The organism is Aeromonas sobria (assembly GCF_000820145.1).
In the GTDB taxonomy this organism is placed as follows: domain Bacteria; phylum Pseudomonadota; class Gammaproteobacteria; order Enterobacterales; family Aeromonadaceae; genus Aeromonas; species Aeromonas sobria.
Map to the genome: position 1 here is coordinate 198,049 of NZ_CDBW01000032.1, position 18,759 is coordinate 216,807.

Consider the following 18,759-nt stretch of genomic DNA (forward strand, 5'->3'; position numbering starts at 1 on the left):
AAAGCTGACAGACCAGCGGGTCGTCACCGGTTGATCCGCAAGGCTGCGGCTTTAACGTCACAATCTATTTACATCTTTTGCCCGCCAAGCCCCCACAACTATCTGCGACCTGCCTCTTCTCTTCCTGCTACGTCCTGCTTCTAATGAAACAAGTTGTTAACACTTGCCGCGCCAAGTCGCCCGGCAATTCGTTTTAACCTGTTTAGAGCAAGGAGCGCCCGATGAATGCCACCTCTTCCGCCACCCATACCATCAATCCGCTGAGCTCTAATCCGTTAGGGACGGACGGCTTCGAGTTTGTCGAGTACACGGCCCCCGATGCCAAAGGGATTGCCGCCCTCAAGAGCCTGTTTGTCTCGCTCGGGTTTGCCGAGGTCGCGCAGCACAAGCACAAGCAGTGCTGGCTCTACCGGCAGGGGGACATCAACTTCGTGGTCAATGCCGAGCCCCACTCCCAAGCCGAACAGTTTGCCAGCCTGCACGGGCCGAGCGTCTGCGGCATGGCGTTTCGGGTGAGCGATGCGGGCAAGGCCCAGCAGTTCGCCGTCGCCAAGGGGGCCAAGCCCTTTGTCGGCAAGATTGGCCCGATGGAGCTCAATATTCCCGCCATCTACGGTATCGGCGAGAGCACTCTCTCCTTTGTCGACCGTTATGGCGACAAGGGCTCCATCTATGATGTGGATTTTGTCTTCTACCCCGACTGGCAGGCCCGGATGGCAGAGGTAGATGCCGGTCTTATGGAGATCGATCACCTGACCCATAACGTGCATCGCGGCAATATGGATGTCTGGTCCAACTTCTATGAGCGGATCGGCAACTTCCGCGAAATTCGCTACTTCGATATCGAGGGCAAGCTGACCGGGCTGCATTCACGCGCCATGACCGCCCCCTGCGGCAAGATCCGCATCCCCATCAACGAGTCGGCGGATGACAAGTCCCAGATTGAGGAGTACCTGCGTCAGTACAAGGGGGAGGGGATCCAGCACATCGCCATGGCCTCCAGCGATATCTACCACACCATCCGCACCCTGCGCAGCCGCGGTACCGGCTTTATGCCGACGCCCGATACCTACTACGAGAAGGTGAACAGTCGGGTCGAGGGGCATCAGGAGGATCTGGCGGCCCTCAAAGAGCTGCGCATCCTCATCGACGGCTCCCCCACCAAGGATGGCATTCTGCTGCAGATCTTCACCGATACCGTGATTGGCCCGGTCTTCTTCGAGATCATCCAGCGCAAGGGCAACGAAGGGTTTGGCGAGGGCAATTTCAAGGCGCTGTTTGAATCGATAGAGCTGGACCAGATCCGCCGCGGCGTGCTGGATGGCGGTGAGGATGAGAAGGGTGCCCGCAAAGAGGGAGCGAGCGATGCGTAACTGGATTAACTTTCCCCACCGGGAGGGAACCCACTCCCGACAGGCTCATGCCGACCTGCCGGAACAGGCCATCTATGAGCGCGAGCTGGGGCGAAGCGGCTTTTTCGGCCCCGCCACCCACATGCACCACAAGCATGCCCCCACTGACTGGATCAGTTGGGAGGGGCCGCTGCGGCCACGGCTGTTTGACCTCAATGCCCTCCAGGAGGAGGTAAGCTCGCTCTCTCCCTGGGTGGCTCCCGACATTCTCAGCAACCCCCACTGCCGCTATCGCATCTGGCGGCTCTCCGAGGCGATGCCGTTTCTGGTGCGCAACGCCGACGGCGACGAGCTGCTCTTTATCCACGAGGGGAGCGGCGAGTTCTTCTGCGATTACGGCCATCTGACTCTGCGGGACGGCGACTACGTGGTGATCCCCCGTGGCACCATGTGGCGCATTGAACCCGCATCGCCCATGTTCATCCTGATGATCGAGGCGACCAACGACAGCTATCAGCTGCCGGACAAGGGGCTGGTGGGCAATCACGCCATCTTTGACTCGGCGGCGCTCGATGTGCCCGCCATCAACGCGCGCTTTTTGGCCCAGCAAGATGAGAACCCCTGGTCGCTGCAGGTGAAACGCCACGATCAGGTGTCGGTCATCACCTGGCCGTTCAACCCTCTGGATGCGCAAGGGTGGCACGGCGACTTGTGCGTGGTGCGCCTCAACTGGCGGGATATCCGCCCGCTGATGAGCCACCGCTACCATCTGCCGCCGTCGGCCCACTCCACCTTTGTGGCGAGCCGCTTCGTGATTTGTACCTTCGTGCCGCGCCCCATCGAGAGCGACCCTGGCGCCCTCAAGGTGCCCTTCTATCACAGCAATGATGACTACGACGAAGTGCTCTTCTACCATGCCGGGGACTTCTTCAGCCGGGACAATATTGAGCGGGGCATGGTCACCTTTCACCCCGCCGGTTTTACCCACGGCCCTCATCCCAAGGCGTTTGCGGCGGGGCGGGCCTATGCCAAAAAGTTCACCGACGAGGTGGCGGTGATGCTCGATACCCGCGATGCGCTCCATGTCGGCAGTCTGTGCGAAGGGATCGAGAACCCCCGGTATGTCTCCAGCTGGCAGCGCCCGGACGCTGCTGCCAGCAAATAAGGAATCGCTTATGAAATTGGCAACATTGAACAATGGCAAGCGCGATGGCGCTTTGGTGGTGGTCAGCCGGGATCTGACCCGGGCGGTGCGGGTGAGCGAGATTGCCCCCACCTTGCAGGCCGCCCTCGACGAGTGGGCCGAGGTTGCCCCCAGGCTTGAGGCGGTCTATCAGCAGCTTAACGAGGGCCGTATGGCCGAGGCGTTCCCTTTTGACGAAGCGTCTTGCCTCTCTCCGCTGCCCCGTGCCTACCAGTGGGCCGATGGCAGTGCCTACGTCAACCATGTGGAGCTGGTGCGCAAGGCGCGTGGCGCCGAGATGCCCGAGAGCTTCTGGCACGATCCCCTGATGTATCAGGGGGGCTCCGACAGCTTTCTCGCCCCCCGTGGCCCCATCGTGATGGGATCTGAGGAGTGGGGGATCGATTTCGAGTCGGAGGTAGCCATCATCACCGACGACGTGCCGATGGGAGTAAGCCCGCAGGGGGCCGCCAGCCACGTCAAGCTGCTGATGCTGGTCAACGACGTGAGCCTGCGCAACCTGATTCCGGGGGAGCTGGCCAAGGGCTTTGGCTTCTTCCAGTCCAAACCGTCGAGCGCCTTCTCGCCGGTGGCCATCACCCCGGACGAGCTGGGCGATGACTGGCGCGATGGCAAGGTGCTGCTGCCCCTGCGCACCCATCTGAACGGCGCCCTGTTTGGCGCACCAGACGCCGGGGTGGATATGACCTTCAGCTTCTTCGAACTGATTACCCATGCCGCCAAGACAAGACCGCTCGGGGCGGGTTGCATCATCGGCTCGGGCACCGTCTCCAATTACGATCGCAGCGCCGGTTCATCCTGCATCGCCGAGCGCCGCATGCTGGAAATTCTTGATTGTGATCAAGCTACAACCCCCTATTTGCAGTTTGGTGATAGAGTGTCGATCGCGATGGAAGGTCGCTCTGGCCAAAACCTGTTTGGCACCATCTCTCAACAGCTGGTGCCAGCGAGCGGTCAGGGAGGATGATGGCCAGCGCCGGTTGGCGGCAAGGATATTCCGGATATGTTCGGATCACGACGAGCCCTCAACCGGTGCCGGATACACAAGGAGGCAGGTGGCGAGCACCTGCCGGGCTTCGGGCCCAGATAAAAAGCAGGGATAGATTATGTTGCAGTTGTTTGGCTATTGGCGTTCGTCGGCAAGTTTTCGGGTGCGGATCGTGTTGCAGCTCAAGGGGCTCACTTATGAGCAGCATCCAATCAATTTGCGGCAGGGCGAGCAGCGCGAGAAGGCCTATCGCCGGATCAACCCCCAGGGGCTGGTGCCGTTTTTGGTGGATGGCGATGTGCAGCTGGGCCAGTCGGTTGCCATCATGGAGTACCTCGACGAGACCTATCCCGCCTACTCCCTGATGCCCTCGGCCCCCGAGGCGCGGGCCAGGGTGCGCCAGATCGTCAACATGATCGCCTGCGACATTCACCCCCTCAACAATCTGCGGGTGCTCAACTATCTGGAAGAGCACTTCAGGGCCAGCAAAGCACAGGAAGCGGACTGGTATCGCCACTGGATTGACGAGACCTTCACCGCCCTCGAGCAGCTGTTGATGACCACTGCTGGCGTCTACTGCGTCGGCAACGAAGTGACCCTGGCCGACTGCATGCTGGTGCCCCAAGTCTACAATGCCCGCCGCTACGAAATGACCCTGGACGATTACCCCACCATCTGCCGCATCGTCGCCAACTGTGAGCAGTTGCAGGCCTTTATCAAGGCGGCCCCTGCCAGTCAGCTGGACGCGCAGTGACAATCTGACTTAACGAACATCGCGGGATGGCGTCAGCACGCCATCCCGCGCGCCATCTCCCCTCATCTCTTCATTTCCCCCCTCTCTGTGTTCCTTGCGCGCCTCGTGTTGACGTCTGAATGTCGACAGGAATCCCGTGCTTGTCACACTTATCGATATTTTTAATTGTTCTGCGCCACCTCGTTGGTGTTTTGAGTTGCCAATCACACTTGTGCCAGTTGATTAGGCCTAGTATCGCCACGCCTGCGTAACAGGGGAAAGGAGAGATACGAACAGGTCGCCTATCAGGGGCTCCGGGGTCTCTCTACTTTCCACGATCTGTTCGCACCTCTCTTTTTCATTTTTACGGTTTGATGGCCCGCACTGCCCGGCCCGTGTCACTGCGGTGATCCCTTGCGACAGCGGCAGGTCGGCTGGCGAGCCACCGTTCATTTGCAACCACTCTGTGCAACAAGGAGATCTCATGCATTCCTTCAAAAAGTGCGTCGTCGCACTCTCCATCAATCTTGCCCTCTTCTCGTCGGCGTTCGCCTGCACCACCTTGCTGGTTGGCAGCGAGGCCAGCGCCGATGGCTCCATGATGGTGGCCCGCAGCGCCGACAGCGATGCCCTGAAAGCCCAGCATTTTGTGATCCATCCGGCCAAACAGGGGCAGAGCGGTGTTCACAGCTCCAAAGCCCATAATGGCGCCAATGATTTCAGTTACCCCTTGCCGAAAAATTCCCTGCGCTATACCACTGTGCCGAACTGGAAGACCCAGCTGCACGGCGCCACCGGGTTCAATGAGAAGGGGGTAGGGGTGAGCGGCACCGAGTCGATTTTCGCCTCACCCGAAGCGCTCGCCGTCGACCCTTATGTGGAGGACAAGGGGATCACCGAGGATGACATTCCCGATGTGCTGCTCTCCCGGTCAACCTCGGCCCGCGAGGCGGTAGCCCTGCTTGGCAACATCATCGAGACAATCGGTGCAGGAGAGGGATTTGGCGTCGCTGTGGTGGATGATAACGAGCTCTGGTATCTGGAGACCGCCACCGGCCACCACTGGATGGCGCAGCGCTTGCCGAAAAATCACTACTTTGCCACCGGCAATCAGGGCCGCCTGCAGCAGTATGATCCGGCCAGTGCCGACATGATGGGCTCGAAAAATCTGATTGAATTTGCCACCGAGAAGGGGCTCTACCATCCGCAAAAGGAGGGGGCATTCAACTTCTCGAAAGCCTATACCCGCGATGACGAACGGGATCGCAGCTATAACGATCCGCGAGTCTGGACCATCCAGCAGATGTTCAACCCCTCGCTCAAGCAGGCGGTGGATGCCGGTCGTCAGTTCCCGGTCACCTTGACCCCCGAGAAGAAGATGACGCTGGAGGAGGTCAAGGCGGTGCTGCGCAATCACTATGATGGCACCGAACACGATCCTTACAGTAAGGGGTTGAACGGTCAGGAGCCGTGGCGCCCCATCAGCGTATTTCGCACCTACGAGTCCCACGTGATGCAGGTACGCCCCTGGATGCCGCGCGAGGTGGGGGAGGTGACCTATGTGGGCCTCGGCATGGCGGATCTGACCGCCTTCGTTCCCTACTACAGCGGTCTGGAAGCCTATCCGGCGCACTATGCCATGGGCAGCGACAAGGCCGACAGCGACTCCATCTACTGGAAATATCGCAAGCTGCAGACCCTGGTGATGACCGATTACCCCAAACTGGCACCCATGGTGAAGCAGGCGTACCAGAGCTGGGAGGCGAAGATCGCCAAAGAGCAGAAAGAGATGGAAGCCAACTATCTGAAAACGGTCAAAACCGACAAGGCCGCCGCCAACAGCATGCTCAACGACTTCAATCTGCGGGTGATGCAGGAAGCCGAAACGCTGACCGACGATCTGACCAACCAGATCTTCACGGTGCGCACTCAAGATATTCAGGCCGATATCTTCTTCGCCAACAAGGCGAAAAAGGATTAACCGCGACGCACTCATCATGCAGAAGGAGGGGCTGCGGTCGGTTTGAGCCGCCGCCGGGCTGACCGGCCCCCAGCTCACTTTTCCTCTATCGATGCCGGAGCCTGTGCTCTGGCATTTTTTCTCTATGAGATCCCGCCAATGTGTCTGGCCTGGGTAGTGGATTGTGCTACCAAATACGAAATTGGATGCTTTCATTCAGGTTTTTATTTCGCCTTTCGGTATATCAGTCATGTGATCAACTACCCATTTTTGGCTATTTGGTGGGTTTTATGCATCTTTCCTGTGTTATTTATCACTACCCATTGATTCGACTGTGATGGGCACTCTCTTTATCCAGCTCATTTTTTCTCGTTAATCCAAGGCGTTATCGCTTCATCAGACGGCTGTTTGCAGAAAAAGGCGGCTGCTTTCTGAATAAGGTGACCGCGCCGTCGGATCTCGTCACTGCATCATATCCGTCACTACTCACAGGACTACCGCAATGCATATTGTCGACAGATTTTTGGGATATACCGCAATCAATACCACTACCAATCGTGAAGCGGGGGCCGCCGGAGTAATGCCCTCTTCACCGGGCCAGCGGGTGCTGGCTGACAAGGTGGCGCAGGAGCTGATCGCCCTGGGGCTGACCGTGGAGGTGGCGGATAACGCCATCCTGACCGCCACTCTGCCCGCCAATGTGGCAGGAGATCTGCCCACAGTGGCGTTCTTTGCCCATCTTGATACCAGTGCCGAGCACACCGCCGATACCCATGCCCAAGTGGTGAGCTATGAAGGGGGGGATATCTGCCTCAATGCCGAGCAGCAGATCACCCTGCGCCAGAGCGAGTTCCCGGAGCTTGCCAATTACGCCGGTGATCAGATCATCGTGACCGATGGCACCAGCCTGCTGGGGGCCGATGACAAGGCGGCCATCGCCGCCATCGTCAATGCCGTGGCCTATCTGCAGGCGCATCCTGAGATCCCCCATGGCACCATCAAAATTGGTATGGTGCCAGATGAGGAGCAGGGGCTGCGGGGAGCCAAGGCGTTTGATACCGAACGTTTTGGCGCCGACTTTGCCTATACCCTCGACTGCTGCGGCATTGGCGAGCTGGTCTATGAGAACTGGAATGCGGGTGATGCGGAGTTTGTTTTTCACGGTGCTTCGGCTCACCCCATGTCGGCCAAGGGCAAGCTGAAGAACTCCCTGCTGATGGCCCACAAGTTCATCGCCATGCTGCCGGGGGGCGAAGCACCGGAATATACCGAAGGGCGTGAGGGCTACTACTGGGTCAAGCAGATGCAGGGCAACAGCGCCAACACCGTGCTCAAGCTGGATGTGCGCGACTTCACCGAGCAGGGGTATCAGCAGCGCATGACCCTGCTCGACACCCTTGGCAAGAGCTGTCAGGCCCTGTGGGGCGAGCAGAGCGTGAGTTACAGTTTGAGCGATCGCTACAGCAATGTATTCAACAGCCTGCAGGGGGAGAACCGCTATCCCATCGAACTGGCGCTGGCCGCTTACGAGACGCTGGGGATCACCCCCAAGCCCATCCCGATGCGCGGCGGTTATGACGGCGCAGTGCTCTCCCAGAAAGGATTGCCCTGCCCGAACCTCTTCACCGGTGCCCACAACTTCCACTCCATCTACGAGTACCTGCCGGTCAAATCTCTGGAAGCGGCCAGTGCCGTGGTGATCGAGATAGTCAAGCTCACCCACGCCCGTTTCAGCCGCTAAGGAGTCGTCATGTTTCAGGTAGTTATTGCTGTACTGGTCATCGTTCTGGTGGCCAGATTGATCCTGAAAGGCTATCGGGCCGAGCCGGTGCTGTTTGCCGCCGGTCTGGTGCTGATGGTGGCAAGCCAGCTGGCAGGGTGGGGCAGTGTGTTGCCCAAAGGGGTCGAGAGCACCGGCATTGCCCTGTTTGATCCCTTCGAGGTGATGCGGGATCTCTTCAGCTCGCGGGCGGCGGATCTGGGTCTGATGATCATGGCGCTGATGGGCTTTGCCCATTACATGGATCATATCGGGGCCAATGATGCGGTGGTGCGGATTGCCATCCGTCCGCTGCGCCGGTTGCGCTCCCCCTATGTGTTGCTCTTCTTCTCCTACCTGCTGGCCAGCGCGCTGCAACTGGCGATCCCCTCGGCGACCGGTCTGGCGGTGCTGTTGATGGCGACCCTCTTCCCCATCATGGTGGGGCTGGGGCTCTCTGCGGCCTCGTCGGCCGGGGTGATTGCTACTTCTCTCGGGGTTGCCTATACCCCGACTGCCATCGATGCCATTCGGGCGACCGATGCGGTGGGCATGGGCCATAACGTGATCGAGTATGTCTACACCTATCAGGGCCCCGCTGCGCTGGCGACCGTGCTGGTGGTGGGCTTGATGCACGTATTCTGGCAGCGTCGCTGCGATCGGCTCGATGGGCACCAGCATCAGGGGCCGGCTGTGGTGGACGAGTCGGCGAAAGAGGTTGGTGTACCGGGCTTTTATGCCATCTTGCCGATGCTGCCGATCATCATGGCGGTGGGGTTCTCCTCCCTGTTTGTGGATCACATCAAGCTCAACGTCATCACCATCGTCATGATCTCGATGTTTATCAGCATGGTGGTGGAGGCGGCCAGAACCCGTGACATGAAGCAGGTGTGCGGTGGTTTCAGCCACTTCCTCAATGGCATGGGGTCAGCATTCAGCAACGTGGTGGGGTTGCTGGTGGCGGCGGGGATCTTTGCCCACGGCATCAAGGTGCTGGGGGTAATCGATATCATGATTGTCGGCGCCGAGCATGTGGGGCTGCCTGCATTTGCCATGGCTATCGTCTTCGCGCTGGTCACCCTGGCGGCAGCCATCATCATGGGTTCCGGCAATGCCCCTTTCCTTGCCTTTGTCGAGCTGATCCCGCAGATCGCGGCCAGCATGGGGGTCAACACAGCCGCGATGATCCTGCCGATGCAGCAGGCCTCCCATATGGGGCGGGCCATGTCGCCAGTTTCCGGGGTGATTATCGCCGTCGCCAGCGGTGCCAAGCTGACGCCGTTTGCGGTGATCAAGCGTACCTCTGTGCCGCTGATGGCGGGCTTTGTCTTCCATACCCTGATCGTGGGGATCTTCTATCTGTAACGATGGATAGTGTGCACATGACGAAAAGCCTTCACGAAAGTGAAGGCTTTTTTTGTCTAACGGTTTCGATAACGGTTGAGCCTGCTTGGCTAAAAACGGTACTCGATATGGAGGGTATGGCTGTCGAGCCCCGGGTTCTTGTCATACATATAGGCGTTGGACATGTGCTCATACTGATAGCCGACCAGCCAATTTTTGGTGATGGCGTAACCGAGACCGATACCCAGTGTGAACTGGAAGGGGCCGCCGTAATCCTTGTAGCCGTGGCCGCGAGTACCAAATTGATGCTGATCGAGCCAGACCATTTCGCCGGGGAGCCAGGTCACCCAGTTACCCCATTGGCATTCAATGCGGGCTCCGCCTCCCAGTCTGGCGGTCTCTTCATCTTCTACCTTGAGGGTACCGCCACGTACCCCCAGCCCAAATTGGCAGCCTGAGTCCCCCCAACGCCAAAACATATGGTGGAACTTGGCGTCGGCGATTTTAATATCGAGTTTTTCATTGCTGAAGGCGTTGCCAAGCTGCAGCACCACTATATTGTCGTTGGCCATCACAGCCGGGCTGGTAAGCAATGCTGCCAGCAGGCCAATCCTTGAAAGAGTGTTAGCGTCCATGCCCCCTCCCGATCCTTGTTGTCATCGTGGTGATCCTGTTGATCACCCTTCAGGCATAGTCAATCGAAGCACACCCTGTCAATGAATGGTCATTAGGTAAAAAAATTAAATATTTATGAAAAATCAACTATCTGCGGCGGTCTGATGTGGTTTGGCGGGCGGGGATATGAAAAAGCCCTTCACCATGGTGAAGGGCTTTTTGCTATCTGGCGTTATCCGCTCGGGTTGCCCCGTTCGGGCTTAGTAGCCTTGCTGGTGCACGTCCATCACGGCGCGGCCGGACGGGTCGGCCATCTCTTTGAACTTGGCATCCCACTCCAGCGCAGTGGGAGTGGAGCAGGCGACCGACTTGCCGTAGGGCACGGTGCGGGCGGCGGCTTCCAGTGGGAAGTGCTCGTCGAAGATGGCGCGGTAGAAGTAGGCCTCTTTGGTGAGCGGGGTGTTGATGGGGAAGCGGAATGCGGCTGCTTCGAACATCTGATCCGTCACTTCGGTCTCGACCATCGCCTTCAGGCTGTCGATCCACGAATAACCTACGCCGTCGGAGAACTGCTCCTTCTGGCGCCACGCCACTTCGTGGGGCAGCAGCTCCTCGAACGCTTCGCGCAGTATGTGCTTCTCGATCTTGCCCTTGCCACACATCTTGTCAGCAGGTTGCAGGCGCATCGCCACGTCCATGAACTCCTTGTCGAGGAAGGGCACGCGACCTTCCACGCCCCAGGCGGCCATCGATTTGTTGGCGCGCAGGCAGTCATAGAGGTGCAAAGAGGCGAGCTTGCGCACGTTCTCTTCGTGGAACTCTTTGGCGTTGGGCGCCTTGTGGAAGTAGAGGTAGCCACCGAACAGCTCGTCGGAGCCTTCGCCGGAGAGCACCATCTTGATCCCCATCGCCTTGATGTAACGGGCCATCAGGTACATCGGCGTGGAGGCGCGGATGGTGGTGACGTCATAGGTCTCGAGGTGATAGATGACGTCGCGCAGGGCATCCAGACCCTCCTGCACGGTGAAGTGGATCTGGTGGTGGATGGTGCCGAGGTGATCGGCTACCTTGCGGGCGGCGGCGAGATCCGGCGAGCCTTCGAGGCCAACGGCGAAGGAGTGCAACTGCGGCCACCAGGCTTCGCTCTTGCCATCGTCTTCCACCCGACGGGCGGCGTAGATCTTGGTGATGGCGGAGATCACCGATGAATCCAGCCCGCCGGAGAGCAGCACGCCATAAGGCACGTCACACATCAGCTGGCGTTTGACCGCCGCTTCCAGCGCGGCTTTCAGCTCGGCCTTGTCACTGACGTTGTGCTCGACCGCGCCGTACTCCATCCAGTCGCGCTTGTACCACTGCTTAAGCTCGCCATCCTTGCTCCACAGGTAGTGTCCCGGCGGGAAGGTGTCGACGCTCTTGCAGACCGGCACCAGCGCTTTCATTTCGGAGGCGACATAGAAGTTGCCGTGTTCGTCGCGACCGGTATAGAGGGGGATGATCCCCATATGGTCACGACCAATCAGGTAGGCATCCTGCTCGGCGTCATAGAGGATAAAGGCGAAGATGCCGTTGAGATCGTCGAGAAACGCTGGGCCCTTCTCCTTGTAGAGGGCCAGCAGCACTTCACAGTCGGATTTGGTCTGGAACTGGAAGTCGACCTTGAGGTTCTTCTCCAGCTCTTTGTGGTTGTAGATCTCGCCGTTGACGGCCAATACGTGAGTGCGCTCGGGGTTGTAGAGCGGCTGGGCGCCATTGCCCGGATCGACGATGGCCAGGCGCTCGTGCACCAGAATGGCTTTGTCGGAGCTGTAGACGCCGGACCAGTCAGGCCCGCGGTGACGCAGTCGCTTGGACATCTCCAGTGCCGATTTGCGCAATAGAGCCGGGTCGGTTTTGATGTCCAGAATGCCGAAAATAGAACACATTGGCGGTAATCCTCTTGATTTTTATATGAGCCCCCCACGTCCGGGCTCGAAATTCCATTTACATTCCTCGTCAGACACAATGCCTAGCGGAAAAACCTTTTGCAAGCGGGAAAACCGCAGAAAATCATGCCGTAAGCGTCAAGCAGATCAACAGGATAAGGGCTGCTGCAACAGGGCAGGGTGACGTGAACGTCAAGCCGAGGCGGGTTCGAAGATCACATAAACCTTGCGACAGGGGGTGAGGGTCTCCCACTCCCCGACAAAGCCGGCGGGAATGACGAATTGATCGCCGGGTTTGAGGGCAAGCTGGCCGCCCTGACTGTCGTGGATCACCACATCCCCCTCCAGCAGCTGGCAATACTCGTGCTCGGTGTAGTGAATGGCCCAGCGGCCGGGCTCGCAAGCCCAGAAGCCGACGTGAAACTGCTGGCTGGGATCGGAGTAGTGGTTCCACACCGTTTGCACCGGGTTGCCCGCTTTAATGCGCTCGGGGGCGGGCATCAGTGGGGTAGGGGCCGCTTCGTGGCGGTCGAGCAGGATCCAGTCGTTGAGGGTCTTCATGGTGCCTCCCTGGCAATGAGATATAAAAGCGGGGCCATCCCGGCCCCGCGTTCGTTTTATTAAACGAGGTTGTGCATAACTTAAACGATGCTTCTCTCCTTGCCAAGTGTCCTTGCCAAGCCCCCGATGCCAGTGCTCAGCGCGGCTGCAAGCGGCGGATCACATGGCGGGCAAAGCCGCTGCCCGCTTCGTTGTAGACGTTGAACACCGCATCCACCCCCTGCTCCTGCAGGGAGGCGATATCATCCTCGAAGCGGACGATGGCGGCGATTTTGCCGCTAAATCCGTGGCTGCGCAGCTTCTCGATGGCGTAGAGGTTACCCGAGTGGTGGGGCATCGCCAGCAGCACCAGATTGACCTGATTGGAGAGCAGCACCTTGTCCCAGAAGTCGGTATCGGTGGCATCCCCCTCGATGACGTTCATCCCCTGTTCGCGCAGGGTGGGCAGCTTCTCGCTGTCGTTTTCCACCCCGAGGATGACGTTGCCGTATTTGTTCTCCAGCTCGAAGTAGGCCCCCTGACCAATCCGCCCCATGCCGAGGATGATCACCTCGGCATCGCCCAGTTCGATGGGCCTGTCTTCCGGATGGAGGTTGCTCGCCTGCAATCCCCTTAGCCAATGGCCGATGCGGTGGTAAATGCGCTCGCTCTGGGCATTGAGCGGTGCCGAGATCATAAAGCTCGCCGCCAGCGCCAGCGAGACCGCCACCAGCCACTCGTGGGAGATCCAGCCCGCCTTGGCAGCGATGGCGGCAACGATCAGGCCAAACTCCGAGAAGTTGCTGAGCGCCAGGGTAGAGAGCAGGGCGGTACGCACCCGCAGGTGGGCGCCGCTATAGACCAGATAGTAGAGGGCGCTTTTGAGCGGCAGGGCCAGCACCAGCGCCAGTGCCAGCAGCATGGTGTCGTGGGTCGGCAGGCCGTTGAGGCCGATGGTGAGAAAGAAGCAGACCAGAAAGAGGTCTTTGAGGTTAAACAGCGCCTTGGCCAGTCCCGCCGCCGCCGGATGGGAGGCGAGCAGCATGCCGACGATCAGCGCCCCGAGATCCGGTTTGAGCCCGACCACTTCAAAACCGGCGGCTCCGACGACCAGTGCCAGAAATACCCCGAACAGTACCTGCAACTCACCGTGACCAGCCCGCTCCAGCAGTTTGAACAGCAGCGGGCGCAGCAGCGGCAATCCCAGCACCCAGAGCGCCCAGATGCTGGGCCACTTACCGCTGGAAAACGCCAGAAAGGCCACGGCGAACACGTCTTGCATGACCAGCACCCCGATGGCGATGCGGGCGTAGAGGGCATTCATGTCACTGCGATCTTCCAGCACCTTGACCGCAAAGACGGTGCTGGAGAAGGAGAGGGCAAAGCCCAGCAGCAGCGCCAGCTTCCAGTCCAGCGACAGGGCAAGGTGGAGCCCCAGCCCCTTGCAGACCAGCAGCACCACGGTAAAGAGCAGGGTGGAGAGCAGCAGGTGCAGGCTGGTGGTGCCCCACACATCACGCCGCATCAGGGTCTTGATATTGAGCTTGAGACCGATGGTGAACAGCAGCAGGGTGACGCCGAGATCGGCCACCTCGCTCAGGGCGGGGGTATTTTCATATCCCATGCCGTTGAGGATAAAACCGGCGGCCAGAAAGCCGAGCAGGGGGGGCAGGCCAATCAGATTGACCAGCATGCCGCAGCCAAAGGCCACGGCGATCAGAATGGGTTCCATAACAGATCCTGCAAGGGCAGGAGAGACCTGCCCTGTTTAACGCTTGGGTGGTGATTAGACGATATCGATGTCGACCACTGAGTCGAAAATATGGTTCGGCCTGAACGGCATGCGGTCGATATCCGCCACCTTGCTCACCCCGGAGAGCACCAGCACCGTCTCGAGACCGGCCTGAAAGCCCGCCAGAATGTCGGTGCGCAGGTTGTCGCCGATGATGATGGTGTCGTCGGAGTGGGCCTCCATCCGGTTGAGGGCCGCACGGATGATCCAGGCGCTCGGCTTGCCGACATAGAACGGCTTCTTGCCGGTCATCCGCTCGATGGGGGCGCACAGAGCGCCGCAGGCCGGGTGCATCATGGGGCCGTGGGTATCGGGGTTGGTGGCGATAAAGCGGGCCCCCTGATCGACGAACTTGGCGCCCAGCTGCATCATGGTCCAGTTGTAGTTGCGGGTCTCGCCCACCACCACGAAGTCGGGGTCGATGTCGGTGATGGTGAAACCGGCCTTGTAGAGCTCGTGGGTCAGCGCCCCTTCACCGATCACATAGGCCTTCTTGCCATCCTGACGCTTGAGGAAGTCGGCGGTGCCCATGGCGGAGGTGTAGAAGCTCTCCTCCGGCACTTCGATCCCGGCGGAGCGGAAGCGGTTTTGCAGATCTTTCTGGGTCTGGGCCGGATAGTTGGTCAGAAACAGCAGCTTGCTACCCTGCTCCAGCAGGCGGTGGACGAAAAGGTCGGCACCAGGGATGAGATCGTTATTGTGCAGGATGACACCGTCGATATCGCAGATGACGTTCTTCTTCATGAAAACTCCTTGTCAGGGCGCAGGCGAGCCGCCAATCGTTAAGATGTTCAATCATTTATGATTTTTGTGACGCCATTATAAGTCTGTTTGATGACAAGTCTCCCCTGTCTCGCCACTTGGGTGCACAATAAAGCTGCAGTCGGGTCAGTCTGGTGGAGGGGCTGACGCCGGATCACTTTGCTGATGGAGCCGTCGCTATGGACACCCCAATTCCCAAGCCAGTCACAACCGAACACCTCACCGCCGCGCAATTTATCGCCGGACTGCCGAAACTGGAGCTGCACCTGCATATCGAGGGCAGCCTCGAACCTGAGCTGATGTTTGAGCTGGGCCGCCGCAACGGTGTGCCGCTGCCCTGGCCAGACGTGGCCAGCGTGCGTGCCGCCTATGACTTTGACTGCCTGCAATCCTTTCTCGACCTCTACTATCGCGGTGCCAGCGTGCTGGTGACCGAGCAGGACTTCTTCGACCTCACCTGGGCCTATCTGGCGCGCTGCGCCGCCGACAAGGTGGTGCATGTGGAGATCTTCTTCGACCCGCAGACCCACACCGCCCGCGGCGTCTCTTTTGCCACTGTGCTCGGCGGCATCGAGCGGGCGCTGCAGACCGGAGAGCGGGAGTTTGGCATCAGCTGGCGGCTGATCATGAGCTTCTTGCGCCACCTCAGCGAAGAGGAGGCCTTTGCTACCTTGGCGCAGGCGGAGCCGTTCCTCGCCCGCATTCACGGCATCGGCCTCGACTCGGGGGAGAGGGGCAATCCGCCTAGCAAGTTTGCCCGGGTCTTTGCCCGCTGCCGCGAGCTGGGGCTGCCGGTGGTGGCCCACGCCGGTGAAGAGGGGCCCGCCGACTACATCTGGCAGGCGATCAACGAGCTGCACGTTTGCCGTATCGATCACGGAGTGCGCTCGGCAGACGATCCCGAGCTGCTGCGCTATCTGGCCGATACCCGGTTGCCCCTCACCGTCTGCCCCCTCTCCAACACCCGGCTCAAGGTGTTCGACCAGATGGCCCAGCACAATGTGCTGCGGCTGCTGGAGCAGGGGCTCTGCGTCACCATCAACTCGGACGATCCCGCTTACTTCGGCGGCTACATGGGGGCCAACTTTGCGGCGCTGGCCGATGGCCTCGGCGCGACCATGAGTCAGCTCTGCCGCTTGTCGCTCAATGCCGTTGAGGCGAGCTGGATCCCTCTGGCCGACAAGGCGCGGCTGACCCGGGAGATCCGCAGTTATGCCGAGACCCACGGGGTGATCCTGCACTGAGTCAGGCGCTAATGAAGTCGCGATGACATGCAGTAGATATAAAGAGAGGCCCGCCATTACTGGCGGGCCTCTCTCGTTTCAATGGCAGGTGTTGCTGCCGGGGGAGGTCAGCGTTACGCCACTCGCACCAGAAACTTCTCGCCCTGTCCTTCGCGCTTGAAGCGGTCGAGCAGGGTGGGCAGCTCCTCGAAGTTGCCGGCCACCAGCGGCGGCAGGGTCAGCTCGCCGCTCGCCATCTGCGCCATCATGGCGACACCGGCAGCCACCAGTCGGCTCCACTGCTTGTCGGTGCCAAAGGCGTGTTGAGCTCCGAGAGCAATCTCGTGTAATGAGAGGCAGTGGGCAAAGGCGGGCTGCGGATTGTGGGGGATGCGCCCGAGCACAGTCACCATATGGCCGTAGTAGCCAAGGGCAGGCAACAAGCTTTCTGCCTGCTGGCTGGAGACCAGATCGATGATCCCTTCGAACGGCTCATTGCCGTTGGCGGCCTGCAGGGTGGCCAGCCACTCTGGATCCCGATAATCGGCCACCCCCTGCACCCCGATCTGTTTGAGCCACTGATGGTGGCGTGGGCTGGCGCTGGCAAAGACACGAGCTCCCTGTTTAAGGGCCAGTTGCGCCGCAAAGCGGCCGACGCTGCTGCCTGCACTTGTGATGAGCAGCGCTTCCCCGTGCAGGCGCGGCAGCTTGGCCAGCGCCTGCCAGGCGGTGAGGCCGGGGCAGGGCAGGGCGGCTGCCGCCTCGTCACTCAGGGCATCGGGCACCGGCAGCAGGGCGCGGGCCGGTACCCGGGTGTGGCGGGCAAAGCTGCCGTGGTGGCGCAGGTCGGTGTGATAGGCGACCCGGGCGCCGAGGCGTAGATGGCTGACGTTGGCACCGAGCGCCACGATAGTGCCCATGCCGTCGACGCCGGGCACCTGACCGTCCTGCCAGTTGGAGTGGCCATATTCGATCAGCTTCCAGTCTACCGGATTGAAGGCGATGACCCGGTTGGCTACCAGCACCTCGTCAGGACCAAGGGGGGAGAGGGGCAGATCGGCGAGGGTAAGCTGGGTCGGTTCACCGGGGGCATGCCAGCACCAGGCTTGGGTGTGATTCATGAGGACTCCTTGCGAAACAGTGGGAGAGCTTAACGAGATGATTGCAACAGTAAGGCAGTCATAAGTATCACTGTTGCGAATGCGCAACAAGACAGCAGGCCCCAACCTGTGGGGCCTGCTTTAAGTGGCCGGTTGGCCATCGGCAATCAGCGGCTGGTGGTTGCGTCATCGGCCTGATAGACGGGGTAGTCGGTCAGCCCCTTCTCGCCGCCGCCAAACAGGGTGGCCGGATCATGGGGGGCCAGCGGATAGCCGTGGCGCAGCCGGTTCGGCAGATCCGGGTTGGCGACGAAGGGGCGGCCAAAGCCAATCATGTCGGCCCAACCCGCTTCGAGGGCGGCGCGCGCGCGGGCTCCATCATATTTACCGGCGTAGATCAGGGTGTTGGGGAAGGCATCCCGCAGACCCTGCTTGAAGTTCTCCGGCATCAGGGGGGCATCGTCCCAGTCCGCTTCGGCAATGTGCAGGTAGGTGACATTGAGCTGGCCCAGCAGGCGGGCGGCTGCCAGATAGGTTTCCTGCGGGTTGGCATCGACGGTGCCGTTGAGGGTGGTGAGCGGCGCGAGACGCACCCCAACCCGATCGGCGCCGATTTCGCTACTGACCGCTTCGGTCACCTCTTTGAGGAAGCGCAGCCGGTTCTCCAGTGAGCCGCCGTAACTGTCGGTGCGGGCATTGGACTCGGAGTCGAGGAACTGGTTGATGAGATAACCGTTGGCGGCGTGCAGCTCGATGCCGTCAAAACCGGCGCTGATGGCGTTGCGGGCCGCTTGGCGGAACTGGCCGATCACCTGCTCGATATCGCTCTGGGTCATGGCGCGCGGGGTGACGGTCTCGACAAAACCCGGCGCATCGCTGCCGTTATCGACGAACACCTTGACCCCCACGGCTGCAATGGCTGACGAAGAGATAGGCTGGGCGCCGCCGATGTTGTCGGGGTGGGTGACCCGGCCGACGTGCCAGAGCTGGGCGAACATGGTGCCCCCCTTGGCGTGCACGGCATCGGTTACCCCCTTCCAGCCGGCGATCTGCTCGGCGCTGTAGATCCCCGGTGTCCAGGCGTAGCCCTTGCCCATGGGGTCAATTTGGGTGCCTTCGCTGATGATCAGCCCCGCGTCGGCGCGCTGGGCGTAGTAGCTCGCCATCATGGCGTTGGCCACGTCACCGGGCTGACTGGCACGGGAGCGGGTCATGGGGGGCATGACGATGCGGTTGGCAAGGTGCAGCTGGCCGAGGCGCAGCGGGCAGAACAGGTGATCGTGGCTCATCTTGAGTTCCTGAGGGTGAGAGTGACGCCACTCTATGCCTGCATCTTGTTGTGAAAAAGAGGGGTAATTGCATAATTGAATTGCGAAAAATGCAGCAATCAGCCCAACCGGCCTTTAAACAGGGGAGGCTATCTATTTTGTGCCGGTTCCAGATGCAAAAAAAGAGGGCCGTG

Annotated in this window: 15 protein-coding genes; 8 read left to right on the forward strand and 7 right to left on the reverse strand. The window is 60.2% G+C overall.

What is annotated here, in order from left to right:
• Window positions 1–221 precede the first annotated feature (221 nt).
• The 7 genes from hppD to dcuC all read left to right on the forward strand — a co-directional run bounded on the left by hppD (window position 222) and on the right by dcuC (window position 9,361).
• Window positions 222–1,373, forward strand: a complete 1,152-nt coding sequence (gene hppD, locus BN1135_RS14655) for a 4-hydroxyphenylpyruvate dioxygenase (RefSeq protein ID WP_042022326.1) — start codon at window positions 222–224, stop codon at window positions 1,371–1,373.
• Entirely contained in the window at window positions 1,366–2,517 is a 1,152-nt protein-coding gene (locus tag BN1135_RS14660) for a homogentisate 1,2-dioxygenase (RefSeq protein ID WP_042022329.1), read from the forward strand. The genes hppD and BN1135_RS14660 overlap by 8 nt, the downstream gene beginning before the upstream one ends.
• A gap of 10 nt (window positions 2,518–2,527) precedes the next feature.
• Window positions 2,528–3,523 (forward strand): fumarylacetoacetate hydrolase family protein, encoded by a 996-nt coding sequence (locus BN1135_RS14665; protein WP_042022332.1) that lies wholly within the window; start codon window positions 2,528–2,530, stop codon window positions 3,521–3,523.
• A gap of 139 nt (window positions 3,524–3,662) precedes the next feature.
• Window positions 3,663–4,298: a maleylacetoacetate isomerase gene (maiA, locus tag BN1135_RS14670; protein ID WP_042022335.1), complete on the forward strand. Its 636-nt coding sequence runs from the start codon at window positions 3,663–3,665 to the stop codon at window positions 4,296–4,298.
• 463 nt (window positions 4,299–4,761) lie between these two features.
• A complete protein-coding gene (locus BN1135_RS14675; protein ID WP_042022338.1) occupies window positions 4,762–6,258 on the forward strand; it encodes a C69 family dipeptidase in 1,497 nt (498 codons plus the stop codon).
• Between the two features lie 481 nt (window positions 6,259–6,739).
• Window positions 6,740–7,978, forward strand: coding sequence for a peptidase T (pepT, locus tag BN1135_RS14680; RefSeq protein WP_042022340.1), 1,239 nt, complete (start codon window positions 6,740–6,742; stop codon window positions 7,976–7,978).
• Window positions 7,979–7,987: 9 nt separating this feature from the next.
• On the forward strand, window positions 7,988–9,361 hold the full coding sequence (gene dcuC, locus BN1135_RS14685; protein ID WP_042022342.1) for a C4-dicarboxylate transporter DcuC: 1,374 nt from the start codon (window positions 7,988–7,990) through the stop codon (window positions 9,359–9,361).
• A gap of 89 nt (window positions 9,362–9,450) precedes the next feature.
• On the opposite strand, the gene BN1135_RS14690 is transcribed toward dcuC, so the two are convergent.
• The 5 genes from BN1135_RS14690 to BN1135_RS14710 all read right to left on the reverse strand — a co-directional run bounded on the left by BN1135_RS14690 (window position 9,451) and on the right by BN1135_RS14710 (window position 14,956).
• Entirely contained in the window at window positions 9,451–9,975 is a 525-nt protein-coding gene (locus BN1135_RS14690) for an acyloxyacyl hydrolase (protein ID WP_042022345.1), read from the reverse strand.
• Window positions 9,976–10,215: 240 nt separating this feature from the next.
• Window positions 10,216–11,880, reverse strand: a complete 1,665-nt coding sequence (gene asnB, locus BN1135_RS14695; RefSeq protein ID WP_042022347.1) for an asparagine synthase B — start codon at window positions 11,878–11,880, stop codon at window positions 10,216–10,218.
• 192 nt (window positions 11,881–12,072) lie between these two features.
• Window positions 12,073–12,441 carry a cupin domain-containing protein gene (locus tag BN1135_RS14700; RefSeq protein ID WP_042022349.1) on the reverse strand — a complete coding sequence of 123 codons (369 nt, stop codon included), beginning with the start codon at window positions 12,439–12,441 and terminating at the stop codon, window positions 12,073–12,075.
• Between the two features lie 136 nt (window positions 12,442–12,577).
• Window positions 12,578–14,152, reverse strand: a complete 1,575-nt coding sequence (locus tag BN1135_RS14705; protein ID WP_042022352.1) for a cation:proton antiporter family protein — start codon at window positions 14,150–14,152, stop codon at window positions 12,578–12,580.
• A 54-nt stretch (window positions 14,153–14,206) separates the two neighbouring features.
• Complete coding sequence (locus BN1135_RS14710) at window positions 14,207–14,956, reverse strand: HAD-IIA family hydrolase (protein ID WP_042022354.1); 750 nt, start codon at window positions 14,954–14,956, stop codon at window positions 14,207–14,209.
• A 197-nt stretch (window positions 14,957–15,153) separates the two neighbouring features.
• On the opposite strand from BN1135_RS14710, the gene BN1135_RS14715 reads away from it, so the two are divergent.
• Window positions 15,154–16,218: an adenosine deaminase gene (locus BN1135_RS14715; RefSeq protein WP_042022356.1), complete on the forward strand. Its 1,065-nt coding sequence runs from the start codon at window positions 15,154–15,156 to the stop codon at window positions 16,216–16,218.
• 113 nt (window positions 16,219–16,331) lie between these two features.
• Here BN1135_RS14715 and BN1135_RS14720 read toward each other — a convergent pair whose 3' ends face one another.
• Both BN1135_RS14720 and BN1135_RS14725 read right to left on the reverse strand, forming a co-directional pair.
• The gene (locus BN1135_RS14720) at window positions 16,332–17,318 is read right to left on the reverse strand and encodes a zinc-binding dehydrogenase (RefSeq protein ID WP_042022359.1); all 987 of its coding nucleotides are present in this window, start codon (window positions 17,316–17,318) and stop codon (window positions 16,332–16,334) included.
• A 146-nt stretch (window positions 17,319–17,464) separates the two neighbouring features.
• Window positions 17,465–18,586: an alkene reductase gene (locus BN1135_RS14725; RefSeq protein ID WP_042022361.1), complete on the reverse strand. Its 1,122-nt coding sequence runs from the start codon at window positions 18,584–18,586 to the stop codon at window positions 17,465–17,467.
• Window positions 18,587–18,759 lie beyond the last annotated feature (173 nt).

Excerpts from the sequence above, each read along its gene's own strand:
- hppD (WP_042022326.1), top strand. The coding sequence starts at position 222 with ATGAATGCCACCTCTTCCGCCACCCATACCATCAATCCGCTGAGCTCT.
- BN1135_RS14660 (WP_042022329.1), top strand. The coding sequence starts at position 1,366 with ATGCGTAACTGGATTAACTTTCCCCACCGGGAGGGAACCCACTCCCGA.
- BN1135_RS14665 (WP_042022332.1), top strand. The coding sequence starts at position 2,528 with ATGAAATTGGCAACATTGAACAATGGCAAGCGCGATGGCGCTTTGGTG.
- maiA (WP_042022335.1), top strand. The coding sequence starts at position 3,663 with ATGTTGCAGTTGTTTGGCTATTGGCGTTCGTCGGCAAGTTTTCGGGTG.
- BN1135_RS14675 (WP_042022338.1), top strand. The coding sequence starts at position 4,762 with ATGCATTCCTTCAAAAAGTGCGTCGTCGCACTCTCCATCAATCTTGCC.
- pepT (WP_042022340.1), top strand. The coding sequence starts at position 6,740 with ATGCATATTGTCGACAGATTTTTGGGATATACCGCAATCAATACCACT.
- dcuC (WP_042022342.1), top strand. The coding sequence starts at position 7,988 with ATGTTTCAGGTAGTTATTGCTGTACTGGTCATCGTTCTGGTGGCCAGA.
- BN1135_RS14690 (WP_042022345.1), bottom strand. The coding sequence starts at position 9,975 with ATGGACGCTAACACTCTTTCAAGGATTGGCCTGCTGGCAGCATTGCTT.
- asnB (WP_042022347.1), bottom strand. The coding sequence starts at position 11,880 with ATGTGTTCTATTTTCGGCATTCTGGACATCAAAACCGACCCGGCTCTA.
- BN1135_RS14700 (WP_042022349.1), bottom strand. The coding sequence starts at position 12,441 with ATGAAGACCCTCAACGACTGGATCCTGCTCGACCGCCACGAAGCGGCC.
- BN1135_RS14705 (WP_042022352.1), bottom strand. The coding sequence starts at position 14,152 with ATGGAACCCATTCTGATCGCCGTGGCCTTTGGCTGCGGCATGCTGGTC.
- BN1135_RS14710 (WP_042022354.1), bottom strand. The coding sequence starts at position 14,956 with ATGAAGAAGAACGTCATCTGCGATATCGACGGTGTCATCCTGCACAAT.
- BN1135_RS14715 (WP_042022356.1), top strand. The coding sequence starts at position 15,154 with ATGGACACCCCAATTCCCAAGCCAGTCACAACCGAACACCTCACCGCC.
- BN1135_RS14720 (WP_042022359.1), bottom strand. The coding sequence starts at position 17,318 with ATGAATCACACCCAAGCCTGGTGCTGGCATGCCCCCGGTGAACCGACC.
- BN1135_RS14725 (WP_042022361.1), bottom strand. The coding sequence starts at position 18,586 with ATGAGCCACGATCACCTGTTCTGCCCGCTGCGCCTCGGCCAGCTGCAC.